Source organism: Rhodocaloribacter sp., assembly GCF_056451265.1.
Window position 1 is genome coordinate 1 of sequence record NZ_JBWOPL010000114.1, and the last position, 13,634, is coordinate 13,634.

Consider the following 13,634-nt stretch of genomic DNA (forward strand, 5'->3'; position numbering starts at 1 on the left):
CCGGCCGGCCCTTCGCTTCTCATCCGTGTGGATCGCCGTCGCGGTGCTCTTTGCGGCCGGGTGCGGGGGGAAGGTGGAGGAGGGTTCGGAGGAAGCGCGCGAGGTGGTGGTCTTTGCCGCCGCGAGCCTTCGCGACGTCATGGAGGCGCTGGGCCGCTCGTACGAGGCCGCCTCCGGAGACGAGGTCTTCTTCAACTTCGCCGGGTCGAACGTGCTGGCCCGGCAGATCGCCGCCGCGCCGGGGGCGGACCTCTTCCTCAGCGCCGATGAAACGTGGATGGACTTTGCCGCCGACGCCGGCCGGCTGGCCGAGGGCTCGCGGCGCGACCTCCTGACGAACCGCCTCGTCGTGGTCACGAGCGATGGGAGGGCCGGTAGGCTCTCCGATCCGTGCGCGCTGGCCTCGATGCCGTTCAAATACGTCGCCATGGGCCGTCCCGACGGCGTGCCCGCCGGGACGTACGCCCGCGCGTGGATGACGGCGCACGACTGCGGCGGCGCGAGCCTGTGGCAGACCCTCGAGACGCGGATCGCTCCCGCGCCTGACGTGCGTTCCGCCCTCGGGCTGGCCCTCGCCGAACCGAACGTGGTCGCCATCGTGTACCACACGGACCGGCTCGCCTTCGCCGACCGGTTGCGCGTGCTCTACGAGGTCCCCCCCGAGGAGGGTCCCGCCATACGCTACGCGCTCGCCCGCATCGCCGACGCCCCTCATCCCGAGGCGGCCCGCCGGTTTTATGCGTACTTGACCGGACCCGAGGCGCGGGCGATCTTCGAGCACTACGGCTTTGTGCCGATCGCCGGTGCGCCGTCCTCTTCCACCTCCATCCTGCCCTGACGTGACCGAAACGACGCTCGTCGCCCTTCGCTCGACGCTTCTCTGGGCCTCCCTGGCCACCGTCCTCGTGATGCTCCCCGGCGCCTTGCTCGCCTATGCGCTGGCCCGGTTCGAGTTTTTCGGCAAGCGGGTCCTCTCCACCGTCGCGGGTCTGCCGCTCGTGCTTCCGCCCACCGCCGTCGGATACCTCCTGCTCCGGCTGCTCTCCTCCGACGGGCCGCTCGGGCGGGAGACCCTCGGCATCGACCTCGACATTTTGCTCACGTGGAAGGCCGTCGTCCTCGCCTGCGCCGTAATGTCCGCACCGCTCATCATCCGCACGGCGCGGGTCAGCTTCGAGGGCGTCGATCCCCGGTATGAAGGCATGGCGCGCACGCTCGGACACGGGCCCGTCGCCACCTTTTTCCAGTACACCCTGCCCATGGCCTCGCGCGGGCTCCTCGCGGCGGTCATCCTCGGCTTCACCCGCGCCATGGGCGAGTTCGGCGCAACGATCATCATCGCCGGAAACATCCCCGGACGCACGCAAACGCTCGCCACCGCCATCTTCAGCGCGCAACAGGCCGGACAGGACGCCGAAGCCGATTTTCTCCTCGTCATCGCCCTTCTCGTCGGTTTCGGCGCTATCTTCACCACGGAATACCTGTCCCGAAAACCCATCGCCGCCGCTGCGAGATGAGCGCCTTCCCCACCCTCTCCGCCCGCGTGCGCCTGCCGCTCGACCGTTTTGACCTCGACGTAGGCTTCGAGACCACGCATCGGGTTACGGGCGTCTTCGGCGTGTCGGGTTCGGGCAAGACCTCGCTCCTCGAAACCATCGCGGGGCTGCGCCGGCGGGCCACGGGACGGATCCGCTTCGGCGACGACGTGTGGCTCGACACGCCGGGCAGACGCTTCGTCCCGCCGGAGGCGCGCGGCGTCGGGTATCTGCCGCAGGACAGCCTCCTGTTCCCACACAAGACCGTCCTGGGCAACCTTCGCTCGGGGATGAGGCGGGCGATGCGGAATGCCGTGGACGCCGAAGGCACCCTTCACAACGTGGTCGAGGTGCTCGGCATCGGGCCGTTGCTCGAACGCGACCCCGCCACGCTCTCGGGCGGCGAGCGCCAGCGGGTGGCCCTCGGGCGCGCGCTCTGCTCCGGCCCGCGCCTGCTCCTGCTCGACGAACCCCTCGCCTCCCTCGACGCGGGCATCCGTCGCCGCGTGCTCCCGTTCCTCGACCGCGTGCGCGAACAGTTCGACGTGCCCATGCTCCTCATCTCCCACAACCCCATCGAGGTGCAGGCCCTCTGCGACGACCTGATCGTGCTCCGCGACGGGGCGATCATCGCGCGGGGCGAGCCGCGTTCGGTCCTGACGCGCTCCGAGGTGTTTCCCATCGCCGAGAACGAGGGGTTCGAAAACATCCTGCCGGGCGTGCTCGTCGAGACATCGGGGGAGACGAGCCTCGTGCGGCTCGGCGCGCATGAGACGGACCCGCTGATCGTCGCGCCCCGCTCCCGGCAGCGCCCGGGCAGCCGCCTGATGCTGAGCGTGCCCGCCTCCGACATCACGCTCTCCGCCGCGCGACCGACCGGGCTCTCCGCACGCAACATCCTTCCGGCGCGCGTGGATCACATCCGGGACATCGGCTTCTGGCACCTCATCTCGGCGCGGGTATCCGAACATGCCCCGCCCCTGGTCGTGGAAGTCACGTCCGCCGCCATCGACGAACTCGGCCTCGCGCCGGGCGTCGAACTGTTTCTGATCATCAAAGCCCGCTCGTTCTCCCTCTACGAAGCTCCCGACACCGCCTGACCCTCGTTTCCATGAAACTCCGCAAACCCGCCCCGCTCTTTCCCGGGGACACCCTCGCCGTCGTCGCGCCGGGCAGTCCTGCTTCGGACGTCGGGCGGCTGCGCGCGGGCCTCGCGCGCCTCGAAGCGCTCGGCTTTCGCGTCGAGGTCGGTCGTTCGGCGTGGAAGCGGCGCGGCTACCTCGCCGGCACGGATGAAGAGCGGGCGGACGACCTCAACACCTTCCTCCGGCGCTCCGACGTGAAGGCGCTCGTCTGCGTGCGGGGCGGCTACGGCGCCCTCCGGCTCCTCCCGCGCCTCGACTATGAGGCGGCCCGGCGGCATCCCAAGCTCCTCGTCGGATACAGCGACGTGACGGCGCTCCACCTCGCCTTCCTGGCGAACGCCGGGTGGCCCGGCCTCTCCGGTCCGATGGCCGCCGTCGAATGGGGCGATCTCGACGCGGCGAGCGAGCGGCTGTTCCTGGATCTGGCGCGTGGGGCCGTGCCGTCGCCGCTCCTCGGGCCCTCCGGCGAAACGCTGCATCCCGTGCGGCCCGGCGCGGCGGAAGGCCCGCTCATCGGCGGCAACCTCGCGGTGCTCACCCGGCTCATCGGCACCCCTTTCCTCCCGCCGCTCCGGGGCGCCCTCCTCTTTCTCGAAGAAGTGGGCGAAGCGCCGTACCGCATCGACGGGATGCTCGCGCACCTCCGGCTCTCCGGTCACCTCGACGGCCTCGGCGGGCTCGTCCTCGGCGGTTTCACCGAGTGCGAACCGCCGCCCGGACGCCCGTCCCTCCCACTCGACGCCGTCTTCCACGACTACTTCCACGACGCCCCTTACCCCGTGGCGCGGGGACTCGTGTACGGCCATTTCCCCGTCAAAAACACCCTGCCCGTCGGCGTGCGCGCGCGCCTGACCGTCGATGCGGAAAGCGCCGCCCTCGCGCTCCTCGAACCCGTCCTCGCGCGCGTCCGCCCGCCGGAGTAGATGCGCCCCGGCGCTCCGCTTCACGGCGCCGACACGATCTTCTCCGCCAACTCATCGACGGTGCTCGCGACGATGATCTCCGGCATCCCCGCCCGGGAGGCGCTGTAATACGGTATGCTGTTCACCTGGCGGCAGATGCAGACCCAGGGCTTCCACCCCGGCGGCAGGATCACCCCGCTCTTTTTTCGTTCGAAGATCGCCGTGGCTTCAGCCACTGCCTGCCGGTGTTCTGCTTCCCAATCCCCCGAGAAGTGGACGAATTCGACGGTCATGTTCCAGGCGCTGATCATACCTTTGACGGTCCTTGCGTGAAGACATCCCCCGAGAGCGCCGGTCGACATCCTCAAAACGTTCTCAGGGGTTTGAAGAGAAACACGGGGAGGGCGCAGACATAACCTCCTTAACTTTTTCTTCACATTGCTCTGCGCCCGGCACTCTTCACGTGCTTTTTCCCAATCCTCTCCCCGGTGAATGCTAACATGCGCCATCGAATCACCCGTGAAGCGCGGCCCCGAACCCATGTCCAACGCCAGAACCGACCGGATCCGTCTCGCCGTTTTCGCCTCGGGGGGCGGCAGTAATTTCGAAGCCATCGTCGAGGCCGTCGAGCGGGGCGCGCTCCCGCTCGAGGTGGCGCTGTGTCTGAGCGATCGTCCGGAGGCGGGCGTGCTCGAGCGGGCGCGGCGACGCGGCATCCCCGCGGTCGTCCGTACGCCCCGGGCCTTCGAAGACGAAGCGGCGTACGTCGCCGAACTCCTGGCGACGCTCGAACGGCACGACGTCACCTTCATCGCGCTCGCCGGCTATTTGAAGCTCATCCCGGCCCCGGTGGTGCGCGCCTTTCACGGTCGGATGCTCAACATTCACCCGGCGCTTTTGCCGGCCTTTGGCGGCAAGGGGATGTACGGCATGCGTGTCCATCGCGCCGTGCTCGCATACGGCGTCAAGTGGACCGGCGCGACGGTGCATCTCGTCGATGAGGCCTACGACACCGGCCCCATCGTGGCGCAGGAGCCCGTCCCCGTGCGCGACGACGACACCCCGGAGACGCTCGCCGCCCGCGTGCTCGAAGTGGAACACCGGATCTATCCCGAAGCGCTTCGGTTCTTCGCCGAGGGGCGCGTCGTCGTAGCGGGCCGCCGCGTCCGCATCCTCGACGCCCCGGAATAAGGCGGGGCCCCGTTCCCTCGCTCGGATCAAACGATTATCTTTCCGGCATAGCCTCCTTGCTCATCCAACCCGCTCCGTCCCATGCCGACCGAAAGCCCCGACACGTTCCCCTTCGGACAGAAAATCGTATGGCAGCCCCATCCGCAATGGATCGCGGAAAGCAACCTGAAGTGCTTCATGGACAAGCACGGCATCGCTACGTATGACGAGCTGATGCGGCGGTCCGTGGAGGATGTGGCGTGGTTCTGGGATGCGGCGCTCGAAGACCTCGACGTCCGGTTTTACACGCCGTACGAGACGGTGATGGATCTCTCCGAGGGCGTCGCTTTCCCGAAGTGGTGCGTCGGCGGGGAAATGAACATCATCCACAATTGCCTCGACAAGTGGCAGGAGACCGAGGCGCGCGATCGCATGGCGCTCCGATGGGAGGGCGAGGACGGTTCGGTGCGGACGTACACCTACGGCGAGCTTCACCGGGAGGTGTGCCGATGCGCCAACGCTCTGCGATGGCTCGGCCTCGGCAAGGGGGATGCCGTCGGGCTGTACATGCCGATGACGCCCGAACTGGCCATTGCTTTTCTCGCCGTCGTGAAGATCGGAGGCGTCATCCTGCCGCTCTTCAGCGGGTACGGTCCGAGCGCCGTCGCCACGCGCCTCAACGACGCCGGGGCGAAGGCCCTCTTCACCGCCGACGGCTACCGTCGACGCGGGCGCGCCATTGCGATGAAAGCCACCGCCGACGAGGCCCTCGCCTCCGTCCCGACGGTCGAGCACGTCATCGTCCACCGGTATGCCGGGCTCGAAGAGACGCCGTGGACCGAAGGCCGCGACCTCGACTGGGACGCTTTCGTAGAGGATCACGCGGACGAGGCCGAGACCGAGCGCACCGCCGCCGAGGACGTGCTCATGATCATCTACACGAGCGGCACCACCGGGCGGCCCAAAGGGGCGGTGCACACCCACTGCGGCTTCCCCGTCAAGGGCGCGCAGGACATGTACCACGCCATGGACCTCAAGCCGAGCGACGTGATGTGGTGGATGACCGACATGGGCTGGATGATGGGACCGTGGCTCGTCTTCGGCACGCTCACCATCGGCGCGACGATGGTCTTTTTCGACGGTGCGCCGGACTATCCCGACGTCGATCGCGTGTGGCAGGTCGTCGAGGATCACGGCGTGACGCACCTCGGGCTCTCGCCCGTGCTCATCCGCGCCCTCAAGCCCCACGGGACGGCCCCCATCGAGAAGCACGACGTCTCCGGCCTGCGCGCCGTCGGCTCGACGGGCAGCCCGTGGGATCCCGAGTCATGGATGTGGCTCTTCGAGAACGTCCTCGATGGTAAAAAGCCGATCCTCAACTATTCCGGCGGCACCGAGATTTCCGGGGGCATCCTGTGCGGGAATTTCTTCAGGCCGCTCAAGCCGTGCGCCTTCTCCGGTCCCGTCCCGGGCATGGCCGCCGACGTGGTGGACGAGCATGGGACGCCCGTGCGCGGCGCCGTCGGGGAGCTGGTCATCCGCAAGCCGTGGATCGGCATGACGCGCGGCTTCTGGAACGACCGGCAGCGCTACCTCGACACGTACTGGAGCCGCTTCGAGGGCGTGTGGGTCCACGGCGATTTCGCCGCCATCGACGAGGACGATCTGTGGTACATCCTGGGCCGGAGCGACGACACGATCAAGGTGGCGGGCAAGCGGCTCGGCCCCGCCGAGGTGGAGGCGCTTCTCAACGCGCATGAAGCCGTCGCCGAGAGCGCGGCCATCGGTGTGCCGCATCCCGTCAAGGGCGAGGAGGTGGCGGCGTTCGTCGTGCTCAAGCCCGGCTACGCGCCGAGCGACGCGCTCCGCGAGGAACTCACCGCCGTCATCACCGCCGAACTCGGCAAGCCGCTCAAGCCCCGCGCGATCCTCTTCACGACGGCCCTCCCGAAGACGCGCAACGCCAAGGTCATGCGCCGCGTCATCCGGGCCGCCTACCTCGGCCGCGACCCCGGCGACGTGTCGAGCCTCGAAGACCCATCCACCGTGGAAGCCATCCGGCGCGCCGTGTGAGCCTCTCGTTCCCGAAGAGGATCAGGAACGGTCACGCATCCGCCGAACGGTGGCGGCCTCGGGATCGGCAGGTTCGTCGATTTCGATGAGGGGTTCTCTCGTGCCGGTGAGCGTCGGCGACGCCGCCGAGGGTTGCCGTGCCTCCTGCATGCGCGCCAGCGTTCGCCGGGCCACCCCGTCCATCTGCCGTTCCCGCTCCGCCGCCCACGCGCGCAGGTTGAGCAGGGAACCACCGATTATGCCGCCGCCTACCGCAGCGAACACGAGCAACGCAACCATCTTCTTCGTCTCGAGATCGCCCATGGCAAACAGCAACACGGCGCCGAGCAGGGAGAAGAGGATGGCCCCGACTCCGGCGCTCATCATCTCCCGGGCGCTGCCCTTGAGCGTGCCCATGCGCAGTCGGTAGCCCTTCTCGGTCGGCTCCACGAGCGCGTGAAGGTTGCCGTTGTGCCACTCCCGGAGATTGCCTGAACGCCGCACCTTGCCTTTCGCGCGGAAGGTGCTCCGCAGGTCCACCACCAGGCGCTCCCATTCTTCGTCGGACATCGGACCGGGCAGCTCGATCTGACGCTCGACGCCGATGGGAAGGCCCATGAACGTCGGACGCTGACCGGCCTCGACCTCGGCGCCCACACGAGAGGCCGCCTGAAGAATGAACTCGGGCGAGAGGCCCGCTTCCTTCCCGATCTCCAGGAGTTCATCCAGCGTCAACCCGTCGGCGACGCGGGCACGGTTTCGCGCCTCGGTCTGGGCTTCGGCGGCCTGACGAAAAATCTCTGCGATGGCGGCTTCGTCGAATCGAGGGGAATCGGACATGGGCAAAGGAGGACGATGGGGAGCGAAGGCGATCTTTACGGGGAGTCTCCGGCCTGGATTCAGCCACGCGAGGGGCACGCAGCAGAGAAGGCAGGCCCATGTCGGCCGGGTCGCGCGACGCAACGGAAACGCCCCGCGGCACCGGATCTAACCGAAACATACCCGGCCCGTTCCTCGCCCCGGCCGGGTCGCCGGGCGCCAGGCCCACATCGCCCCGGTCTTCCGCTGTCGCCAGTGTTTTGCGTGAGCGACCGTTCATTCGGCTGGACACTCGGCGGCATGAGGAACGAGACCCGGCGGCGGAAGTACCCGATGCATCCCGTAACGATCGCCGCCGGGACACGACGCAGGATCATGCCGCCTCCCGGCGCGAAAATTGTGAGAGGCCGGCCCGTCCCTCCCCTCGAGGAGGCCCTCTCACCCAATCCGGACCCTCCGCCTGCCATGAAGGTTTCTTTCCGCGCCCTCGCGCTCACCACGCTCTTTGTCCTCACTCCCGTCCTCGCCACGGCACAAACGCCCGCCGCCACGATCACCGGCACCGTCGTCGATGCGCAGACGGGGGAGCCCCTGCCCGGCGCGCACGTCTTCATCGCCGTCTCCATGATCGGCACCACCACCGACAAGGACGGGCGCTACCGTCTCTCCCCCGTGCCCCTCGGCGCGCACCGGCTGTACGTCTCCATGCTCGGCTTCGAGCCGCAAGCTCGCGACCTCAACCTCCGCGAAGCCCGCGTCTACCCGTACGACTTCAAGCTCGAGGAGACCGTCCTCGAAGTTGGAGAGATCACCGTGGAGGCCAAAGGCGACAAGAACTGGAAGAAGCGTCTGGAGAAGTTCACACGTCTTTTCATCGGCGAGACGCCCAATGCGGAGAAGACCAAGATCACCAATCCCGAGGTGCTCGACTTCGTTGACAAGTTCGGCCACTTCGAAGCGCGGGCGAGCGAGCCGCTCATCATCGAGAACCGCGCGCTCGGCTATCGCATCCGGTATTTTTTGAAGGACTTCGTCGCCGAGCCGTCGCGCACCCGGTACGATGGCGAGCCGCTCTACGAAGAACTCGAACCGTCGTCGCCGGAAGAGGCGGCTTTCTGGGAAGAGAACCGGCGACGGGCGTTCATCGGCTCGTTCCGGCACTTTATGCTGGCGCTCCTCGCCGGTCGCACGGAGCGGCAGGGCTTCAAGGTGTACAGCCGTCCCACGGCGGCGCCCACGGCGAACAACAGCCGTCTTGGCGGCGGCGCGCTCCGCGGAAACGAACGCTACCCCCTCGACCCCGCCTCGCTCCTCAAGCCCGGCGAGATCCCCACGGAGAAGATCCTCGACTTCGAAGGCATGGTCGAGATCATTTTCATGGGCGAGAAAGAAGACCCCTCGTATCTCGAATGGGCCAAGAAAGGCGGACTCGGGCGGAAGCCGGGCTTCCAGACCTCGTGGATCAGCCTGGAAAAAGGCCCCGTCACGGTCGATTACAAAGGCGACATCGTCGATCCGTACGGCGTGACGCTCTACGGGTACTATGCCTTCGAGCGCGTGGCGGACGAGGTGCCGAAAGAATACCGTCCGGGCCGGTGACGCGGAGGAGCCGCACCGCCTATCCTTCCCACGCGAAGCGCCGGAGCCGCCAGCCGTCCCCTTCGACGGCGAGGGCGGCGGCATAGCCGGGCCCCGGGTCGAGCGCGCGCATCGTCCACCGGGCGGCGTCGGGGGGATGCCAGGCCGTCGAGACGAGCGCCGCCTCCGCGCCGGGCCGAAGGGTGACGACGAACCGGTCGAGGCCGAGCGTGAGTCCCCGGCCCGTGGCTTTCATGTACGCCTCTTTCCGCGTCCATGCGTTGAAGAACCCCTCCTCCCGCTGCGCCGGCGGAAGCGAGCGAAAGACCGCCACCTCCTCCGGCGCAAAGAACCGCTCGGCAATGTTCACGGCGGCCCGCTTCGGATCGACGCGCTCGACGTCCACGCCGAGCTCTCGCTCGGCCGTCACCGCGATGAGGGCGAGCGCGCCGGAATGGGACACGTTGAAACGGAGCGACGTCCCCGCCGGGCGGTGAAGCGAGGGCTTGCCCTGCGGCCCATAGTCGAAACGAAGCGCCTCCGGGCGCGCGTCGAGGTAGCGCCCGAGCACGCGCCGGAGCACGCCGCGCGCCACGATGAACCGCCGCCGGTGTTTCTCGAAAAAGAAGCGTTCGGCCCGCACTCGCTCATCCGGCCGGAGCACCGCGGTATGCCGTTCCACCTCCCCCTCCGGCATATCGAGCGATACGCGCCACACGTGCACTTCCCCGGGACCTGCCGGGAGGACGGGAGGGGCGGGCATCCACTGCAGTTCAGACATGTTCTCGGGCGACGGGTCTCGGATCAAGGGCGCAAGGCGGGCGGTATCATCTCCTCCAATGTATGAAGCGGCTTGCCGTTTCGCCGAGCGCTTTTTTTCGCCGTCCTTCCATGCGAAGCCGTCTCCTTCTCAGCCTGATCGCGGTCGCGGCCCTGCCCCCCCTCGCCGTCGGACAGCCCGGCACGCGCGCCGCCTTCACGGGCGCCGTGACCGACGCCGAGACCGGCGCGCCCCTCCCCGCCGCCCACGTCTTCCTCGCCGCCACCATGAACGGCACGACCACCGACGCCGAGGGACGCTTTCACCTCCGCGACATCCCGCGCGGCGCGCATCGCCTCTTCGTCTCCATGCTCGGATTCGAACCCGTCCACATCGACACGCTCGTCACGGAAGACCGCGTGTACACGTTCGAGGTCCGGCTCACCCCCGCCGTCCTCGAAATGGACGCGATCACCGTCGAGGCAAAAGCCGACGAAAAGTGGCGGAAACGGCTCGAAAAATTCACCCGCCTCTTCCTCGGCGAGTCGCCGAACGCCGCCGAGACGAAGATCCTCAATCCGGAAGCGCTCGACTTCGAAACCCGATGGTGGGGCAAGCTCACCGCACGCGCCCGGGAGCCGCTCATCATCGAGAACCGGGCGCTCGGGTATCGCATCCGCTATTTTCTGAAAGAGTTCCTCGCTGCCGGCGGGACGATCCGCTACGACGGCGAGCCCCTCTTCGAACCCCTCGAACCCGAGAGCCCCGACGAAGAGGCTCAGTGGAAAGAGAACCGGCGGCGTGCGTATCTCGGCTCCTTCCGGCACTTCATGCGCGCCGCCCTCGCCGACAGCCTCGACGAGGCGGGCTTCCTCGCCTACCGCATCCCGACCCGCGAAAATCCCGAGCGGAGCCGCGTCAAGCTGCCGCTCCGGGTGACGTCGATCCTCAAGGACGGCCCGACGCCGGAGGAACGCACCCTTCGCTTTTACGGCTTCATCGAGGTCATCTATCTATACGAAGAGGAAGACGAGGCTTTCCTCCGATGGAAGGGCGTGTATTATCGCCGCGCGCCCGAAAACCAGCGTTCGTGGCTCCGCCTCACGGACGGCCCCACCACGGTCGACCGCACGGGCGAGATCGTCGATCCGTACGGGCTGACCGTATACGGGTACTTTGCGTTCGAGCGTGTGGCGGACGAGCTTCCGAAGGAGTATCGGCCGGAGTGAGGCCGCGGAGGCTCACTTGAGCAGGGTCATCCGGCGCGAGGCGGAGAAACGCTCGCCGTCGGCGCGATAGAGATAGACGCCGCTCGGGAGGTTGCCCGCGTCGAACGTGAGGCGTAGCGGCGCGCCCGCCGCGACGAGGCCGTCGTGGAGAAGCGCCACCCGGCGACCGAGCACGTCGAAGACGGCCACCCGCACCCGCTGCGATTCGGCCACGGTGAGCGTAAACGTGGTGCGGGGGTTGAACGGGTTCGGGAAGTTCGGACTGAGCGTGAAGGCCTGCGGAAGCGCCCGAACGGCGTCCGTTCCGGCGTCGAGGACGGCGTGGGCAACGAGCGGACGGCCCGAAGCGGTAGTGTTCCAGTCATAAACGAGCGGCCCGCTCTTGGCCGCGGCGAGCTTGGTGAACGTGAAGCTGTCGCTCACGTCCACGACGGGGAAGTCGCCGGCGTTGGCGGTGAAGGTATAATCCCCCGCCGGCGCGCCGCCCGGCACGTTTTGGCCGATGGTGCGGCTGAACGATCCGCCCGCGCCGACGGTCACGCCGTACGGCCCGCGTGTGACGCTCACCCCCGCATCGGCGTTCGCGATCACGAACCACACGTCCACGGTCTGCGAGACCGTCGTGTTATTCGTGAGGGTCAGAGTGAAGTCGAAACGCCCGCCTTCGGGTGGAATTTCGACGGGTGGGTTGAGCGGCGTCACGGTCACTTCGAGGTCGGGCGTCGCTCCGAGATCCACCGAAAGCAGGTACGGCGTGTGCCAGTCCGTGAGCCCCACGCCCTCGTGTCGGACCCGGACGTAATACGCGCCCGCGGCAAGGAGGCCGGTGGACGCGAGACGGATCGTGCCCGAGGCGCCGTCGAACGTGGTGAAGACCGTCCCGTCGCCTTCGTCGTACGGATCCGGGGTCGTCTCATACAGATCGAGGCGACCGGAAAGCCCGGGCGTGGGCGTGAGGGTGACCGTCACGGCAGCGTCGGCGTCGAGGGTGAAGAGGTACCAGTCGGGGTCGTCGCGGGGGGCGCCGTCGGGGGCTTTTTCGGAGCGCCACTGCGGGAGGGCGGCGTAAGTCGGGCCCGGCGCGACCTTCCACGCGTGCGCGGGGTAGTCGCCCTCGTCGATGCCGCGCGCCACGCCGTCCACGTCGTCGTTCTCATCGAGGTGGGTCAGGTCCGTCTTCAGCGTATCCGAGAGCCGCCACGAGACCCCGTCGTTGGGCACGGGGATTTTCTCTCCCCCGACGATCTCGTAAATGTACTGCCGGTCGAGGTCGACCACGTCGTCGTCCGCGCCGCCGCCGGGGGCATCCGAGGTATACCAGGTATAGCGGACGTTCGTCGGGAGCGGCATGTTCGGGTTGTCGTACGTGCCGTCCCAGGGATCGCCCGCGCCCACGGTCGCGCCGTCCACGTTGATGCCGGGGAGCACGTCCGACTCGTCGCCGTCGCAGTTCACGTCGTCGTTCCAGAAGGGAAAGGGGAAGCCCGGGATGTCGCCTTCATCGCCGCCGAAGAGGTAGGGGGCAGAGCAGTCGTCGAGGAGGAGGAAACCACAGGCATAGCTATAGCGGAGGTCGCGGACGGCTTCGCTGGCCGGGTCCGGGAGGGCGTCCTTGCGCGGCTCCGAGGAATTGCCGAGGAGGTTGCTCCCCCGGTGCGGCGTGCCCATCGTGAGGAGCCGGGCGACCCGGTGCCCGTCCTCGCTCGACGGATCGACCCACCACCGGGGCGTGCCGCCGGGCGTCTCGGGCACGCGCCGTTGCAGGTACTCGCGCGCGGCCAGCCCGCCCATCGAATGTCCGACGAGCACCACTTTCTCCTTCGTCGGATTCGCCGCGAGCACTGCTTCGATCATCTTTCCGAGCGCATACCCCTGTTTGAGGATCGCCGCCTCATTGCTGTCCGACTCCGCGAAACCGGGCGAGTCGCCGCCGTTGCGATCGAGCACCGGGTTGTTGGGATCCTCGTTCCAGAAGTTCTCGAAGTTGATCGCATAGACGCATCCCGGCTGAAGCGCGTTGACCGGTTGGCCGAACTGATCCTCGACGAAGGAGACGAGCACGTCGTCGTCGCTCGTGCCGAGGATGCCGTCCGCCCCGTCGATGTCGGTGTTCGTGGTCGCGTTGAGCACGGCATGGTAGACGTGGTCGTTCGCGCCGCCGTCGAGCGCGCCCCAGAGCCCGGCGAACGCGGGATCCCCATAGACCGAGGCGAAAGAGTCCTGGCTGCCGGTCCACCCGTGGATGAAAATCACCGGATAGACACAGTCGCCCGCCTGCGCCGCTGCCGGACGCGGCCCGATGCCCACCCAAACGCACACCCACAGCGCCGCCCACAGTCCCCGGAAAAAAAGATCTCGCATCTCCTTGAAGGTAAAAAGGTCTTTTCGCCCGTGCCCGCGCACCGGACGCACTTCGCCCCGAGCAATATCGAACATTTTGACGG

The 13,634-nt window shown here is 67.8% G+C and carries 12 protein-coding genes; 8 read left to right on the forward strand and 4 right to left on the reverse strand.

Features of this window, described 5'->3' with window-relative positions:
* The 4 genes from modA to AC1HIY_RS16805 form a co-directional block, all read left to right on the forward strand.
* Positions 1-838 (forward strand): molybdate ABC transporter substrate-binding protein (modA, locus tag AC1HIY_RS16790; RefSeq protein ID WP_479577945.1); only part of this gene is annotated, 838 nt, incomplete at its 5' end.
* 1 nt (position 839) lies between these two features.
* The gene (gene modB, locus AC1HIY_RS16795; protein WP_479577946.1) at positions 840-1,517 is read left to right on the forward strand and encodes a molybdate ABC transporter permease subunit; all 678 of its coding nucleotides are present in this window, start codon (positions 840-842) and stop codon (positions 1,515-1,517) included.
* Complete coding sequence (gene modC, locus AC1HIY_RS16800; protein ID WP_479577947.1) at positions 1,514-2,635, forward strand: molybdenum ABC transporter ATP-binding protein; 1,122 nt, start codon at positions 1,514-1,516, stop codon at positions 2,633-2,635. Before modB ends, modC begins: the two co-directional genes overlap by 4 nt.
* Positions 2,636-2,646: 11 nt before the next feature.
* On the forward strand, positions 2,647-3,603 hold the full coding sequence (locus tag AC1HIY_RS16805) for a S66 peptidase family protein (RefSeq protein ID WP_479577948.1): 957 nt from the start codon (positions 2,647-2,649) through the stop codon (positions 3,601-3,603).
* A gap of 20 nt (positions 3,604-3,623) precedes the next feature.
* Here the strand turns inward: AC1HIY_RS16805 and AC1HIY_RS16810 are convergent, their stop codons facing one another.
* Positions 3,624-3,893 (reverse strand): hypothetical protein, encoded by a 270-nt coding sequence (locus AC1HIY_RS16810; RefSeq protein WP_479577949.1) that lies wholly within the window; start codon positions 3,891-3,893, stop codon positions 3,624-3,626.
* Between the two features lie 229 nt (positions 3,894-4,122).
* Here AC1HIY_RS16810 and purN point away from each other — a divergent pair, with 229 nt between their 5' ends.
* Positions 4,123-4,773, forward strand: a complete 651-nt coding sequence (gene purN / locus AC1HIY_RS16815) for a phosphoribosylglycinamide formyltransferase (RefSeq protein ID WP_479577950.1) — start codon at positions 4,123-4,125, stop codon at positions 4,771-4,773.
* Positions 4,774-4,854: 81 nt separating this feature from the next.
* Complete coding sequence (locus AC1HIY_RS16820) at positions 4,855-6,825, forward strand: AMP-binding protein (RefSeq protein WP_479577951.1); 1,971 nt, start codon at positions 4,855-4,857, stop codon at positions 6,823-6,825.
* Between the two features lie 21 nt (positions 6,826-6,846).
* Here AC1HIY_RS16820 and AC1HIY_RS16825 read toward each other — a convergent pair whose 3' ends face one another.
* Positions 6,847-7,644: a hypothetical protein gene (locus AC1HIY_RS16825; protein ID WP_479577952.1), complete on the reverse strand. Its 798-nt coding sequence runs from the start codon at positions 7,642-7,644 to the stop codon at positions 6,847-6,849.
* A 444-nt stretch (positions 7,645-8,088) separates the two neighbouring features.
* Between AC1HIY_RS16825 and AC1HIY_RS16830 the strand changes: the two genes are divergently transcribed.
* On the forward strand, positions 8,089-9,222 hold the full coding sequence (locus AC1HIY_RS16830; protein WP_479577953.1) for a carboxypeptidase-like regulatory domain-containing protein: 1,134 nt from the start codon (positions 8,089-8,091) through the stop codon (positions 9,220-9,222).
* A 19-nt stretch (positions 9,223-9,241) separates the two neighbouring features.
* Here the strand turns inward: AC1HIY_RS16830 and AC1HIY_RS16835 are convergent, their stop codons facing one another.
* Positions 9,242-9,982 (reverse strand): 4'-phosphopantetheinyl transferase family protein, encoded by a 741-nt coding sequence (locus tag AC1HIY_RS16835; protein ID WP_479577954.1) that lies wholly within the window; start codon positions 9,980-9,982, stop codon positions 9,242-9,244.
* Positions 9,983-10,092: 110 nt separating this feature from the next.
* Here AC1HIY_RS16835 and AC1HIY_RS16840 point away from each other — a divergent pair, with 110 nt between their 5' ends.
* Positions 10,093-11,190: a carboxypeptidase-like regulatory domain-containing protein gene (locus tag AC1HIY_RS16840; protein WP_479577955.1), complete on the forward strand. Its 1,098-nt coding sequence runs from the start codon at positions 10,093-10,095 to the stop codon at positions 11,188-11,190.
* Positions 11,191-11,202: 12 nt separating this feature from the next.
* Here the strand turns inward: AC1HIY_RS16840 and AC1HIY_RS16845 are convergent, their stop codons facing one another.
* A complete protein-coding gene (locus AC1HIY_RS16845; RefSeq protein WP_479577956.1) occupies positions 11,203-13,551 on the reverse strand; it encodes a T9SS type A sorting domain-containing protein in 2,349 nt (782 codons plus the stop codon).
* Positions 13,552-13,634: the final 83 nt, after the last annotated feature.